Here is a 13,571-nt window from a genome sequence, read left to right as displayed (position 1 = left end):
GTGACGATCTGCAAAGTGTATCGCACTTACACCTGCTTCGTAAAAATGTCTGCGGATAAGTGCTGAATATCTCAGCGCATCTGATGCTTTTTGAGCAATGCCCTTAACTGATGGTAGGTCAGGCCCAGCAGTTCAGCCGCGCGTTTCTGATTAAATTTCGCCTCGCGCAGGCTCTGTTCCAGCAACTGCTTCTCCTGTTCCTGCTGGAACAGTCGCAAATCCAGCGGCAGAGTGGGGCTTGCAGATTGAGGTTTACTGACAGGCGACCGCGCGGGACGATGAAAAGGATCGATCACAATCTCATCCAGCTCGGTTTCGCTGCTGCCGTGGCGGTAGACGGAGCGCTCAACCACGTTTTTCAGCTCACGAATATTGCCCGGCCAGCGGTAGTCCAGCAGCGTTTCCCGGGCGTGCTGGCTGAAGCCGGGAAACAGCGGCAGACCCAGCTCGCGGCACATCTGAATGGCAAACTGCTCGGCCAGCAGCATGATATCGCTGCGCCGTTCGCGCAGCGGCGGCAGGTTTACAACGTCAAACGCCAGCCGATCCAGCAGGTCGGCACGGAACCTGTCCTGCTCGACCATCTCCGGCAGGTTGGCGTTAGTGGCGCACACCAGGCGCACGTTTACCTGCAGCGGCTGGCTGCCGCCCACGCGCTCCAGTTCGCCATACTCAATGACCCGCAGCAATTTTTCCTGCACCAGCATCGGGGCGGTCGCCAGCTCATCCAGGAACAGCGTGCCGCCATCGGCGCGTTCAAAGCGGCCGGGATGGCGACGCTGCGCGCCGGTAAAGGCCCCCGCCTCGTGGCCAAAGAGTTCGGTATCGAGCAAATTTTCATTCAGCGCGGCGCAGTTCAGGGAGATAAAGGGTCCATCCCAGCGCCCGGAGAGGTAATGAAGGCGGTTGGCAATCAGCTCTTTACCCGTGCCACGCTCGCCGATAATCAGCACTGGCTTATTCAGCGGCGCCAGCCTGGAGACCTGCTCCAGCACTTCGAGAAAGCTGTTGGCTTCCCCCAGTAATGTGTCTTTGAATTCAGCCATGATGAAATTAACCACTTATTGGTGTGATTCACTAAGCGAGAGTAGGGCGGAATGGGCGAAAAAGCAATCACCTTGCGTAAAATCAACAAGATAAAAAACTGGCACGGGAATTGTATTAGCTAAACAGCAGGGCTCAGCCCGATAACAGAAAATGTGAGGATTCAATTATGGGTATTTTTTCTCGTTTTGCCGACATCGTGAACGCCAACATCAACTCGCTGCTGGAAAAGGCGGAAGATCCGCAGAAGCTGGTCCGTCTGATGATTCAGGAGATGGAAGATACGCTGGTCGAAGTGCGCTCTACCTCTGCCCGGGCGCTGGCCGAAAAGAAACAGCTGACGCGCCGTATTGAGCAGGCGAACGCCCAGCAGGCCGAATGGCAGGAAAAAGCGGAGCTGGCGCTGCGCAAAGATAAAGACGATCTGGCCCGCTCTGCGCTGATCGAAAAACAGAAGCTGACCGATATCGTCGCTACCCTGGAGCAGGAAGTGACCCTGGTGGATGAAACGCTCACTCGCATGAAGAAAGAGATTGCGGAGCTGGAGAACAAGCTGAGCGAAACCCGTGCCCGTCAGCAGGCCCTGACGCTGCGTCACCAGGCCGCCAACTCTTCGCGCGACGTGCGCCGTCAGCTCGACAGCGGCAAGATTGACGAAGCGATGGCCCGCTTCGAGTCCTTTGAACGCCGTATCGATCAGATGGAAGCCGAGGCGGAAAGCCACAGCTTTGGCAAACAGAAAACGCTGGATCAGCAGTTTGCCGATCTGAAAGCGGATGATGAAATCAGCGAGCAACTGGCCGCACTGAAGGCCAGAATGAAACAAGACAATCAATAATAACGACTGCGGCGCCTGCTGGCGCCGCCACTCATAAAACAAGGAGTAGACATGAGCGCGCTTTTTCTTGCCATTCCGCTGACCATTTTCGTGCTGTTTGTCCTGCCGATCTGGTTGTGGCTGCACTACAGTAACCGTTCTTCCCGGGGAGAGCTGTCGCAAAGCGAACACCAGCGCCTGGCGCAATTAACTCAGGACGCAAATAAAATGCGCGAACGTATTCAGGCGCTGGAAGCGATCCTGGATGCGGAACATCCGAACTGGAGGGATCGCTAATGGCTCTGAACCTGAATAAAAAATTATGGCGTATACCCCAGCAGGGGATGGTACGCGGCGTCTGTGCCGGGCTGGCGCATTACCTCGACGTGCCGGTGAAACTGGTACGCGTGGTGACGGTGCTCTCCATTTTTTTTGGCCTGGCCTTTATTACCCTGGTGGCCTATATCATCTTATCCTTCGTGCTGGACCCGATGCCGGACGGCGCGATGAGCGATGAAAATGCCCCCACCAGCAGTGAATTACTGGATGCGGTGGATGCCGAACTGTCGGCAGGCGAAAAGCGCCTGCGGGAAATGGAGCGGTACGTCACCTCGGACACCTTTACGCTGCGAAGCCGTTTTCGTCAGCTTTAACTGAGAGACCTGATATGAACCAACGCTGGCAACAGGCCGGGCAGCGCGTTAAGCCGGGCATGAAAATCGCAGGGAAACTGGTATTACTGACCGCACTGCGTTACGGCCCGGCGGGCGTAGCGGGCTGGGCAATTAAATCGGTCGCCCGTAAGCCGGTAAGAATGTTGCTGGCCGTCGCGCTGGAACCGTTACTGAAGAAGCTCGCGACCCGCGTTTCCCGCCGTTATTTCTCCTGATCCCCCATTGAATGAGTCCTTTCCTTAATCCGGAAAGGACTTGTAACGCTTTTCACCGTTTTTCCCTCTTTATTTGCGGCAGTTCACATTAATGCGCTGAGCTGGTTTGCGAACCTCTTTTTCTGCCTGCTGGTCCGTTGACAGACATTTTTCATGGGAGTAGATTGCCATTCCGTGGGACCGCTACCATGGAAAACAATGTGAACACTAAAATTAACGATTTAATCAGTTTGGTTTACGGGGGTTCTTTTTCTGAAGCGCACCTGGCTGTGCTGTTTGAGAAAATCGAAAAAGCTTGCTCTGTAATTACTGAAAAGCGTAAAACGGGTTGGGATGAAAAAGATGTTGTCCTGATTACCTATGCCGATCAGTTCACTGCGAAAGGGAAGGGAGCACTGCCGGTATTTACCCAATTTTATAATGAGTGGCTGGCTCGTTCCTTTTCTCATGTCCATCTTCTGCCTTTTTATCCCTGGTCTTCTGACGATGGTTTTTCCGTGATTGATTATCACGCCGTCGCCCCTGAAACTGGAACATGGAATGATATTGCTGAATTAAAGCAGTCAACTAATTTAATGTTTGATTTCGTGTGCAACCATATGTCGGCAAAAAGTCAGTGGTTTGCAAATTATCTTAATCAAACGCCTGGCTATGAAGATTTCTTTATTTCAGTCGATCCTGAAACCGACCTGTCGGCTGTCACGCGCCCCCGGGCATTGCCGCTGTTGACGCCTTTCACCCTTCATGACGGAACCGTCCGACACCTGTGGACCACCTTCAGCGAGGACCAGGTCGATCTCAATTTCGCCTCGCCTCAGGTGCTGATCGCAATGGTGGATGTGCTGCTTCATTACCTTGTTGAAGGGGCGAGCTATATCCGTCTGGATGCTGTCGGGTTTATGTGGAAGATACCAGGCACAAGCTGCATTCATCTTGAGAATACCCACCGTCTTATCCAGCTTTTCCGCGCCATTTCTGACAGGGTAGCGCCGGGCACGGTGCTGATCACCGAGACCAACGTACCGCACAAAGACAACATCTCTTACTTTGGTGATGGCGAAAATGAAGCGCAGATGGTGTATCAGTTCTCATTACCTCCGCTTGTCCTGCATGCCGTTCATCGTCAGGATGTCCGGGCTCTTTGCGAGTGGGCGGCATCGCTGAAGCTGCCTTCGCAGCAAACTACCTGGTTCAACTTTTTGGCGTCGCACGACGGCATAGGTCTCAATCCGCTACGCGGTATCTTACCTGAGACCGAAATTCTCTCTCTGGTAGAACTACTCCAGAATGAAGGTGCATTGGTTAACTGGAAAAATAATCCTGATGGCACGCGAAGCCCGTATGAAATAAATGTCACTTATCTCGATGCGCTAAGCCATAAGGAGAGTGACAATCATCAACGCATAGCCCGATTTATACTGGCGCACGCTGTGCTATTAAGTTTCCCTGGCGTTCCGGCAATCTATATTCAGAGTATTCTTGGTTCACGTAATGATTATGGCGGAGTTGAGCGTCTGGGATATAACAGGGCGATTAACCGCAGAAAATACGTTGCCGGGGAAATCGACGGCGAGCTCGTTGATCATAATAATATCCGACATGGTATATATCATAAATTAAGCGAGTTAATCGCGCTGCGCCGGGCGGAAAAAGCATTCCATCCGGACAGTGAAGCAATGTTTGAAACCGTCGGTGAGCATATTTTTAAGATTATTCGCACCGCAACGAACGGCGAGCGCATTACGGCCTTGTTTAACTTCAGCAATCAATATCAAAACCTTTATACAGATATTAATACCGGCAGGGAATTGATCGCCGGAAACGCTATTAACGGTACTACTCTGACCCTTAATCCATGGCAGGTCATGTGGATTAAAGAAAACTAAAAAGGACCTTAAAAATGAAAATGCCCAGGATTGTGCTGATATCAGCACTGGTTTCGTGCGCCCTGTTAACAGGCTGCAAGGAAGATAAAAAAACGTCGGTCACCATCGAGTTTATGCACTCGTCGGTGGAACAGGAGCGTCAGGCAGTTATCACCAAACTGATTGAGAAATTCGAAAAAGAGAATCCATCCATCAGGGTGAAACAGGTCCCGGTGGAAGAGGATGCCTACAACACCAAGGTGATTACCCTGGCTCGTACCGGCGCGCTGCCTGAAGTGATCGAAGTCAGCCATGATTACGCCAAGGTCATGGACAAGGAGCAGTTGCTGGATCGCGTGGCGATCGGCGAAGCCATTAAAGCCGTGGGCGAAAACACTTTCTACGACGGCATCCTGCGGGTGGTGCGCACGGAAGACGGCGAAGCCTGGACAGGGGTGCCCATCAGCGCCTGGCTGTCCGGCGTCTGGTATCACAAAGATGTCCTCGCGGCTGCGGGCATTGAGGAGCCACATAACTGGGAAGAGTTGCTGAAAGCCAGCCAGAAGCTCAACGATCCGGCCAAAAAACATTACGGCATCGCCCTGCCAACCGCGGAAAGCGTCATGACGGAGCAAGCGTTCTCGCAGTTTGCCCTCTCGGGTGGTGCAAACGTGTTTAATGCCAAAGGCGATGTCGAAATCGATACACCGGAAATGTCCAACGCGCTGGCGTTTTATAAACGTCTGGCAGCAACAACCATGCCGGGCTCGAACGACGTTATGGAGATCAAGGACGCCTTTATGAACGGCTCTGCGCCGATGGCCGTTTACTCCACCTATATCCTTCCGGCGGTCTACAAAGATGGAGATCCCGCCAACCTTGGGTTTGTCGTGCCGACTGAAAAATCTTCCGCCGTCTACGGCATGGTCACGTCGCTGACCATCACCACCGGACAGGCCGAAGAAGAGACCAAAGCGGCAGAGAAGTTTGTCATCTGGATGGAGCAGGCTCAAAACGCCACGGACTGGGTGATGATGTCTCCGGGCGCCGCGCTGCCGGTGAATAAGCTGGTGGTCGGTACCGATACCTGGAAAAACAACGAGGTGATTAAAGCCTTTGGCCAGCTGCCTTACGAACTGATCTCGCAGTTCCCGAATGTGCAGGTGTTTGGCGCGGTGGGCGACAAGAACTTCACCCGCATGGGCGACGTAACGGGGTCCGGCATCATCAGCTCTATGGTGCATAACGTGACGGTGGGGCAACAGGACCTCAGCGCAACGTTAAGCAACAGTCAGAAGCGACTGACTGACCTAATTCCACAACGATAGGCGCGCTGCGGAAGGGAATTATGAAGACGTTGTTTTCTGGTCGTTCAGATATGCCTTTCGCCATGCTGCTGTTGGCCCCCAGCCTGATTTTGCTGGGGGGCCTGGTGGCCTGGCCAATGATTTCCAACATTGAAATCAGTTTCTTACGCTTGCCGTTAAATCCGCGGGTGAGCGCCGTGTTTGTCGGGCTGGATAACTACATCCGCATCCTGAGTGACCCGGCCTTCTGGCACTCGTTATGGATGACCTTCTGGTATACGGCGCTGGTGGTGCTGGGGAGTACCGGGTTGGGGCTGGCCGTCGCCATCTTCTTTAACCGGGAGTTTCGCCTGCGCAAAACGGCGCGTTCCCTGGTGATCCTCTCCTACGTGACGCCGTCGATCTCGCTGGTGTTCGCCTGGAAGTACATGTTCAACAACGGCTACGGCATTGTGAACTACCTGGGGGTGGATCTGCTGCATCTCTATGACCAGGCCCCGCTGTGGTTCGACAACCCGGGCAGCAGTTTTGTGCTGGTGGTGCTGTTCGCCATCTGGCGCTATTTCCCGTACGCCTTTATCTCGTTCCTGGCGATTTTGCAGACCATCGATAAGTCGTTGTACGAAGCGGCAGAGATGGACGGAGCCAACGCCTGGCAGAGGTTTCGCATCGTCACGCTGCCGGCGATTATGCCGGTGCTGGCCACGGTCATCACCCTGCGAACCATCTGGATGTTCTACATGTTTGCGGATGTGTATCTGCTGACCACCAAGGTCGATATTCTGGGCGTTTATCTCTACAAAACCGCCTTTGCCTTCAACGACCTCGGGAAAGCCGCCGCTATTTCTGTGGTGCTGTTTGTGATCATCTTCGCCGTCATTCTGCTGACCAGAAAAAGGGTAAACCTCAATGGCAACAAATAAACGCGTACTGGGCCGTATTGGTTTTTATCTGGGACTGGCGGTGTTTTTGATTATCACGCTGTTCCCGTTCTTCGTGATGCTGATGACCTCATTCAAAAGCGCGAAGGAGGCGATATCGCTGCACCCGACCATTCTGCCGCAGGCGTGGACGCTGCAGCATTATGTCGACATCTTTAATCCGCTGATCTTCCCGTTTGTGGATTACTTCCGCAACAGCATGGTGGTGTCGCTCACCTCGTCGGTTATTGCCGTTTTCCTCGGCACGCTTGGCGCGTACGCCCTGTCCAAACTGCGTTTCAAAGGCCGGGCGACCATCAATGCGAGCTTTTACACCGTCTATATGTTCTCCGGCATTTTGCTGGTGGTGCCGCTGTTCAAAATTATCACCGCGTTAGGCATCTATGACACCGAACTGGCGCTGATCATTACCATGGTGACCCAGACATTGCCGACGGCGGTATTCATGCTGCGCAGCTATTTCGACACCATTCCGGACGAGATAGAAGAAGCCGCGATGATGGATGGCCTCAACCGGCTGCAAATCATCTTTCGCATCACCGTGCCGCTGGCCATTTCCGGGCTGGTCTCGGTCTTTGTCTACTGCTTCATGGTGGCGTGGAACGACTATCTGTTTGCTTCCATTTTCCTCTCCAGCGCCAGCAACTTCACCCTGCCAGTTGGGCTGAACACGCTCTTCAGCACCCCGGATTACATCTGGGGGCGGATGATGGCGGCCTCGCTGGTGACGGCACTGCCGGTGGTGATCATGTATGCGCTGTCTGAACGTTTTATTAAAAGTGGTTTGACCGCCGGTGGCGTTAAGGGCTGAGGCGGCCAGGTTAATCAAGGAGTAGGTCATGAAAAAGTTAGTAGCGACAGCGCCTCGTGTGGCAGCGCTGGTGGAGTATGAAGATCGTCCGGTTGCGGCACACGAAGTAAAAATTCGCGCCCGTTTTGGTGCCCCGAAGCACGGCACCGAAGTGGTGGATTTTCGGGCGGCAAGCCCCTTTATTGATGAAGAGTTCAACGCGGAGTGGCAGATGTTTACCCCGCGTGAAGAAGGCGCAGCCCGTGGGATCGAATTCGGCAAGTTCCAGTTGGGCAATATGATTGTGGGCGAGATCGTCGAATGCGGTGCTGATGTGACGGCGTACCAGATCGGCGACAGCGTCTGCTGCTACGGGCCGTTACAGGAGACGGTGATCGTCAATGCCGTCAACAACTACAAGCTGCGCAAAATGCCGCAGGGCGCCTCGTGGAAAAATGCCGTCTGCTATGACCCGGCGCAGTTCGCCATGAGTGGCGTTCGCGATGCCAACGTGCGGGTCGGTGATTTCGTGGTGGTGGTCGGTCTGGGCGCGATCGGCCAGATTGCCATCCAGCTGGCAAAAAAAGCCGGGGCTTCCGTGGTCATCGGGGTCGATCCTGTTGCACACCGCTGCGATATCGCCCGCCGTAACGGGGCGGATTACTGTCTGAGCCCGCTAAATACTGATGTCGGACTGGAGATCAAAAAACTGACTGGTAAGCAGGGGGCCGACGTCATTATCGAAACCAGCGGCTATGCCGATGCGCTGCAGTCTGCCCTGCGTGGCCTGGCCTACGGTGGAACGATCTCCTATGTCGCCTTCGCGAAGCCCTTTGCAGAAGGGTTCAACTTAGGACGTGAAGCCCATTTCAATAATGCGAAGATCGTTTTCTCCCGCGCATGCAGCGAGCCAAATCCGGATTATCCGCGCTGGGACCGCAAGCGTATCGAAGAGACCTGCTGGGAACTGCTGATGAACGGTTATCTCAACTGCGAGGATCTGATCGACCCGGTGGTGACGTTCACGACCAGCGCGGAGAGCTACATGCAGTATGTCGACCGGCACCCGGAGCTGAGCATCAAAATGGGCGTCACTTTCTAAGCTAAGGAGAGCAATTAATGAAAATCGCAACGCAAAACCAGGCCTTTTTCCCGACCACGATCCTCGAAAAATTCCTGTACATCAAAGCCATGGGATTTGATGGCTATGAGATTGACGGCAGGCTGCTGGTGGATAATCTCGACGAGGTTAAAGCGGCCATCAAGGCCACCGGCTTACCCGTGACCACGGCCTGTGGCGGCTATGACGGCTGGATCGGGGACTTCATCGAAGAACGTCGCCTTAACGGTTTACAGCAGATTGAACGTATTCTGGAAGCGCTCGCCGAGGTGGGCGGGAAGGGGATTATCGTGCCCGCCGCCTGGGGAATGTTTACCTTCCGTCTGCCGCCGATGACCTCACCGCGCAGCCTCGACGGCGATCGCAAAGCGGTCAGCGCCTCGCTGCGCTGGCTGGATGAGGTGGCGGCGCGCACCGGGACGACCGTCTATCTGGAGCCGCTGAACCGCTACCAGGACCACATGATCAACACCCTGGCCGACGCGCGTCGCTATATCGAAGAGAACGCCCTCAAACACGTTGAGATCATCGGCGATTTTTATCATATGAACATTGAAGAAGACGCGATAACGGATGCCCTGCACCAGAACCGGGATCTGCTGGGCCACGTGCACATTGCCGATAACCATCGTTATCAGCCGGGCAGCGGCAGCCTGGACTTTGCCACCCTGTTCGATCAGTTACGCGCTGACAACTATCAGGGTTACGTGGTCTATGAATGCCGTGTGCGTGCCGACGATCCTGCCCGGGCTTATCAGGACTCACTCAATTATTTGCGTGAATGCTAAGGATGAGCAGCGTGATGAGTGCTTCAACACCTTTGCCTCTGCGTGTCGCCATTATTGGCGCCGGGCAGGTTGCAGACAAAGTGCATGCCTCGTATTACGCCACCCGCAGTGATGTTCAGATGGTGGCTGTCATGGACAGCCGCCTCGAACAGGCTCAGGCGTTTGCACAGCGACATGCTATCCCTTCGGCATGGCAGGACGCGCAAGAGATGCTGCGGGAGGTCAAGCCTGATGTGGTGAGCGTCTGTTCACCGAACCGCTTCCACTTTGAACACGCCATGGCGGCGCTGGAGGCCGGATGCCATGTGATGTGTGAAAAACCGCCCGCCATGACGCCGCAGCAGGCCGATCGGATGCGCATCGCATCGCGCAAAGCGGGAAAAGTGCTGGCGTATGATTTCCACCACCGTTTTGCGCTCGACACGCAGCTGCTGCGCGAGGCGGTGCTGAACGGGACATTCGGTGAAATTTACTTCACCACGGCGCAGGCGCTGCGCCGCTGCGGTGTGCCGGGCTGGGGCGTTTTTACCAACAAATCGCTACAGGGCGGTGGGCCGCTGATCGATATCGGCATCCATATGCTTGATGCCGCAATGTATGTGCTGGGTTTCCCGGCAGTCAAACGGGTGACGGCGCACAGTTTCCAGAAGCTGGGGAACCGTAAAAACAGCGGCCAGTTCGGTGAGTGGGATCCCGCTCAGTTCACCGTGGAGGATGCCCTGTTTGGCACCATTGAGTTCTGCAATGGCGGCGTGCTGCGTCTGGACACGTCGTTTGCGCTCAATATCCGCGAGCAGTCGATCATGAATGTCTCATTCTGCGGTGAGAAAGCCGGAGCAACGCTGTTCCCGGCACACATTTATAACGACGAGGCGGGGGTTTTACATATCCTGAGCCAGCGTGAAGAGGCTGACGATCGGCGCCATTTACGCAGCATGGAAGCCTTTGTCCGTCACGTGATGGGAGAGCCGGTGATGATCGCCGATGCCGAGCAGGGGCTGGTTATCCAGCAGTTAGTCGCTGCGCTGTATGAAGCGGCGGAAAAAGGGGAAAGCGTGACGTTATGCTGAACCTGTCTCTCTTAACCGATCCGGCGTTTTGTCCACACAGCCTGAATAAATACGCGTCCATCATGGCCTGCGGTAACGGCTATATGGGCATTCGCGCCACTCATGAAGAAGAATACACTCAGCAAACCCGGGGGATGTATCTTGCGGGTCTGTATCATCGCGCGGGGCGTAACGAGACCTGCGAGCTGGTTAATCTGCCGGATATTACCGGTATTGAAGTTGAGCTGGATGGCAAGAATTTTACCCTGTTGTCCGGGGAGATCCTGAGCTGGCAACGCGAGCTGGCCTTTGCTAACGGCGAACTGCATCGCAGCCTGATCTGGCGCTCACCTGAAGGCAGGCGCTATCGTCTGGAAAGCCGTCGCTTTGTGTCACTGGATGCACTACCGCTGGTGGCGATGCAACTGTCGATCACCCCGCTGGACGCGTCCTCGCAGATTGTTTTAAAAACCGGCATCGATGCGACCCAGACCAACAGCGGCAGGCAGCATCTGGATGAGATCTCGGTCAGGGTATTTGACCAGCACTACCTGCAGGGGGTGTATGAAACCCAGGATCGTGCCGCAGAGGTGGCGATCTCAGCCTGTTGTCGTCTCTCAAAGGACAGCGACAGCAGCTTTACCGCCAAAAATCGCCGCATCACCGCGCATCATGCGTTGACCGCCTCGCCGGGGGAAACTGTCACTCTGCAGAAACTGGTGTGGGTGACTCACCGACGCGACAGGGCGCTGTCTACGGAGACTTTCGCCCGTAATGCTCTGGCCGATCTCCAGGCCTGCGCGTCACAGGGATACGCTACACTGCTGGCGTGTTCAGCCAGCGCCTGGGAGAAAGTGTGGCGCGACAGCCGGGTGGAGGTGGCTTCGACGCAGGAGTGGGATCAGAGGGCGCTGGACTATGCCGTCTGGCATCTCACCGCCATGACGCCTGCCCATGACGAGCGAAGCAGTATTGCGGCCAAAGGGCTCACCGGGGAAGGGTATAAAGGGCACGTCTTCTGGGATACCGAAATATTCCTGCTGCCGTTCCATCTCTTTACCCGTCCGCAGGTTGCCCGCAGCCTGCTGCGCTATCGCTGGTTAAACCTGCCGGGAGCGCGGGAAAAAGCCCGTCGTAACGGCTGGCCGGGTGCGCTGTTCCCGTGGGAGAGTGCCGCAAGCGGCCAGGAAGAGACGCCGGAGTTCGCGGCAATTAACATCCGCACCGGGATACGCCAGAAGGTGGCCTCCGCGCTGGCTGAGCACCACATCGTGGCGGATATCGCCTGGGCCGTTGTCGCTTACTGGCAGGCAACGCACGATGACGACTTCATGCGCAATGAAGGGCTGACGCTGCTGATGGAGACAGCATCGTTCTGGATGGGGCGCGCCACAGAAGCCAACGGGCGTCTGGAAATTCATGATGTGATTGGCCCGGATGAATACACGGAGCACGTCAATAACAACGCCTATACCAACTATCTCGCCTGGCATAATGTCGCCAGCGCCCGCCGGTTCATGACGATGTTCGGCCGTGAGGACGCGCGCTTTACGGAAAACGCTAATCGCTTTCTGACGCGTTTATGGCTGCCGGAAGCGAATGCCGAGGGTGTGCTGCCTCAGGATGACACTTTCATGGCGAAACCGGCTATCGACCTGAGTCGCTATAAAGCCAAAGCCGGTAAACAGACCATCCTGCTGGATTACTCGCGTGCAGAAGTGAACGAGATGCAGATCCTCAAGCAGGCGGATGTGGTGATGCTCAACTACCTGCTGCCGGAACGCTTTACGCCGCAGCAGTGTGTCGCCAATCTGGCGTTCTACGAGCCACGCACCATCCACGACTCTTCACTGAGCAAGGCCATTCACGGAATTGTTTTTGCGCGTTGTGGCGATACGGAGCGGGCGTACGCCTTCTGGCGTGACGGCGTCGCCATCGATCTGGGTGACGATCCGCACAGCAGCGATGAGGGGATCCATGCTGCCGCAACAGGGGCTATCTGGTCCGGGGTCATTCAGGGGTTTGCTGGCCTGCAGGTGGTGGAAGGGGAGTTGCACCTTGCGCCGAAATTGCCTGCCCACTGGCGCAGGCTCACTTTCCCGCTGCGCTGGCGCAACGCAAGGCTGCGCGTCACCCTTGAAGACGATCTCTTAACGATCGACACCACGGCACCCGTCACGTTAACCCTGTGGGGAAAAACTCTTAACGTTTCGGGGCGGGAGGTCTGGTCTTACAGGGACTTTATGACGCCCGTTACTGGGACCGCTACCACGGAGGGTGGGCACGATGCTTAAGGCTGTTGTTTTCGATCTGGATGGGGTGATCACCGATACCGCCCATCTTCATTTTCTGGCCTGGTATGAAGTGGCGCAGGAGGCTGGCATCACCATCGACGAGACCTTCAACGAGGAGCTTAAGGGGATAAGCCGCATGGACTCCCTGGTGCGGATCCTGCGACACGGTGGCAAAGAGCAGGCGTTTGACCACCCGCAGCGCCTGGCGCTGGCGAGTAAGAAAAACGATCTCTACGTCCGGTCGCTGGCTTCGCTGACCCATGAGTCACTGCTGCCGGGCATCCGCGAGGTGCTGGCCGAGATCCGCGCGGCGAACGTTCTGATTGGGCTGGCCTCCGTATCCCTTAATGCCCCGGGAATTTTGCAAGCGCTGGGGATAGCGCAGGCGTTTGATTTTTGCGCCGATGCTTCCCGCATTGCCCGTTCCAAACCGGACCCGGAGATCTTCCTCGCGGCCTGCGCCGGGCTGAATGTGCGTCCACAGGAGGCTATCGGCGTTGAAGATGCCGCGGCTGGCGTGGCGGCAATCAACGCGGCGGGCATGTTATCGGTGGGGATTGGGCCCGGGCTGGACCATGCGGGGCTACAACTTCGTTCAACGCGGGAATTGACCTGGAAATGTCTGACCGATTTCTGGGCCTCCCGGACGGTATTGATAAGGAACTAA

General features: G+C 55.7%; 14 protein-coding genes. 13 read left to right on the top strand and 1 reads right to left on the bottom strand.

Features of this window, described 5'->3' with window-relative positions:
- Positions 1–71: 71 nt before the first annotated feature.
- Positions 72–1,046 (bottom strand): phage shock protein operon transcriptional activator, encoded by a 975-nt coding sequence (gene pspF / locus FHN83_RS25085; protein WP_138369195.1) that lies wholly within the window; start codon positions 1,044–1,046, stop codon positions 72–74.
- Positions 1,047–1,213: 167 nt separating this feature from the next.
- Here pspF and pspA point away from each other — a divergent pair, with 167 nt between their 5' ends.
- The 13 genes from pspA (at position 1,214) to pgmB (ending at position 13,571) form a co-directional block, all read left to right on the top strand.
- Positions 1,214–1,882, top strand: coding sequence for a phage shock protein PspA (gene pspA, locus FHN83_RS25080; RefSeq protein ID WP_139565321.1), 669 nt, complete (start codon positions 1,214–1,216; stop codon positions 1,880–1,882).
- A 51-nt stretch (positions 1,883–1,933) separates the two neighbouring features.
- Entirely contained in the window at positions 1,934–2,158 is a 225-nt protein-coding gene (gene pspB, locus FHN83_RS25075; RefSeq protein ID WP_039031876.1) for an envelope stress response membrane protein PspB, read from the top strand.
- Positions 2,158–2,514 (top strand): envelope stress response membrane protein PspC, encoded by a 357-nt coding sequence (gene pspC / locus FHN83_RS25070; RefSeq protein ID WP_039031877.1) that lies wholly within the window; start codon positions 2,158–2,160, stop codon positions 2,512–2,514. Before pspB ends, pspC begins: the two co-directional genes overlap by 1 nt.
- Before the next feature lie 14 nt (positions 2,515–2,528).
- Entirely contained in the window at positions 2,529–2,750 is a 222-nt protein-coding gene (gene pspD / locus FHN83_RS25065; RefSeq protein ID WP_039031878.1) for a phage shock protein PspD, read from the top strand.
- A gap of 188 nt (positions 2,751–2,938) precedes the next feature.
- Positions 2,939–4,636, top strand: coding sequence for a sugar phosphorylase (locus tag FHN83_RS25060; RefSeq protein ID WP_139565320.1), 1,698 nt, complete (start codon positions 2,939–2,941; stop codon positions 4,634–4,636).
- Positions 4,637–4,650: 14 nt separating this feature from the next.
- The gene (locus tag FHN83_RS25055) at positions 4,651–5,943 is read left to right on the top strand and encodes an ABC transporter substrate-binding protein (RefSeq protein ID WP_139565319.1); all 1,293 of its coding nucleotides are present in this window, start codon (positions 4,651–4,653) and stop codon (positions 5,941–5,943) included.
- A 20-nt stretch (positions 5,944–5,963) separates the two neighbouring features.
- Positions 5,964–6,845: a carbohydrate ABC transporter permease gene (locus FHN83_RS25050; RefSeq protein ID WP_039031881.1), complete on the top strand. Its 882-nt coding sequence runs from the start codon at positions 5,964–5,966 to the stop codon at positions 6,843–6,845.
- Complete coding sequence (locus tag FHN83_RS25045; RefSeq protein WP_032611132.1) at positions 6,832–7,674, top strand: carbohydrate ABC transporter permease; 843 nt, start codon at positions 6,832–6,834, stop codon at positions 7,672–7,674. Before FHN83_RS25050 ends, FHN83_RS25045 begins: the two co-directional genes overlap by 14 nt.
- 28 nt (positions 7,675–7,702) lie before the next feature.
- Positions 7,703–8,755 carry a zinc-dependent alcohol dehydrogenase gene (locus FHN83_RS25040; protein WP_139565318.1) on the top strand — a complete coding sequence of 351 codons (1,053 nt, stop codon included), beginning with the start codon at positions 7,703–7,705 and terminating at the stop codon, positions 8,753–8,755.
- 17 nt (positions 8,756–8,772) lie between these two features.
- Positions 8,773–9,561 (top strand): sugar phosphate isomerase/epimerase family protein, encoded by a 789-nt coding sequence (locus FHN83_RS25035; RefSeq protein ID WP_139565317.1) that lies wholly within the window; start codon positions 8,773–8,775, stop codon positions 9,559–9,561.
- Between the two features lie 11 nt (positions 9,562–9,572).
- On the top strand, positions 9,573–10,631 hold the full coding sequence (locus FHN83_RS25030; RefSeq protein ID WP_139565316.1) for a Gfo/Idh/MocA family protein: 1,059 nt from the start codon (positions 9,573–9,575) through the stop codon (positions 10,629–10,631).
- Positions 10,625–12,904: a glycoside hydrolase family 65 protein gene (locus tag FHN83_RS25025; protein WP_139565315.1), complete on the top strand. Its 2,280-nt coding sequence runs from the start codon at positions 10,625–10,627 to the stop codon at positions 12,902–12,904. The genes FHN83_RS25030 and FHN83_RS25025 overlap by 7 nt, the downstream gene beginning before the upstream one ends.
- Positions 12,897–13,571, top strand: a complete 675-nt coding sequence (gene pgmB / locus FHN83_RS25020) for a beta-phosphoglucomutase (protein WP_139565314.1) — start codon at positions 12,897–12,899, stop codon at positions 13,569–13,571. The genes FHN83_RS25025 and pgmB overlap by 8 nt, the downstream gene beginning before the upstream one ends.

The sequence above is a fragment of the Leclercia adecarboxylata genome, assembly GCF_006171285.1.
Taxonomy (GTDB): domain Bacteria; phylum Pseudomonadota; class Gammaproteobacteria; order Enterobacterales; family Enterobacteriaceae; genus Enterobacter; species Enterobacter barmai.
The sequence above is the reverse complement of the archived record's forward strand: the minus strand, read 5'-3'. Positions and strand labels throughout refer to the sequence as shown.

Excerpts from the sequence above, each read along its gene's own strand:
- FHN83_RS25045 (WP_032611132.1), top strand. The coding sequence starts at position 6,832 with ATGGCAACAAATAAACGCGTACTGGGCCGTATTGGTTTTTATCTGGGA.
- FHN83_RS25050 (WP_039031881.1), top strand. The coding sequence starts at position 5,964 with ATGAAGACGTTGTTTTCTGGTCGTTCAGATATGCCTTTCGCCATGCTG.
- FHN83_RS25040 (WP_139565318.1), top strand. The coding sequence starts at position 7,703 with ATGAAAAAGTTAGTAGCGACAGCGCCTCGTGTGGCAGCGCTGGTGGAG.
- pgmB (WP_139565314.1), top strand. The coding sequence starts at position 12,897 with ATGCTTAAGGCTGTTGTTTTCGATCTGGATGGGGTGATCACCGATACC.
- pspF (WP_138369195.1), bottom strand. The coding sequence starts at position 1,046 with ATGGCTGAATTCAAAGACACATTACTGGGGGAAGCCAACAGCTTTCTC.
- pspC (WP_039031877.1), top strand. The coding sequence starts at position 2,158 with ATGGCTCTGAACCTGAATAAAAAATTATGGCGTATACCCCAGCAGGGG.
- pspD (WP_039031878.1), top strand. The coding sequence starts at position 2,529 with ATGAACCAACGCTGGCAACAGGCCGGGCAGCGCGTTAAGCCGGGCATG.
- pspB (WP_039031876.1), top strand. The coding sequence starts at position 1,934 with ATGAGCGCGCTTTTTCTTGCCATTCCGCTGACCATTTTCGTGCTGTTT.
- FHN83_RS25025 (WP_139565315.1), top strand. The coding sequence starts at position 10,625 with ATGCTGAACCTGTCTCTCTTAACCGATCCGGCGTTTTGTCCACACAGC.
- FHN83_RS25035 (WP_139565317.1), top strand. The coding sequence starts at position 8,773 with ATGAAAATCGCAACGCAAAACCAGGCCTTTTTCCCGACCACGATCCTC.
- FHN83_RS25055 (WP_139565319.1), top strand. The coding sequence starts at position 4,651 with ATGAAAATGCCCAGGATTGTGCTGATATCAGCACTGGTTTCGTGCGCC.
- pspA (WP_139565321.1), top strand. The coding sequence starts at position 1,214 with ATGGGTATTTTTTCTCGTTTTGCCGACATCGTGAACGCCAACATCAAC.
- FHN83_RS25060 (WP_139565320.1), top strand. The coding sequence starts at position 2,939 with ATGGAAAACAATGTGAACACTAAAATTAACGATTTAATCAGTTTGGTT.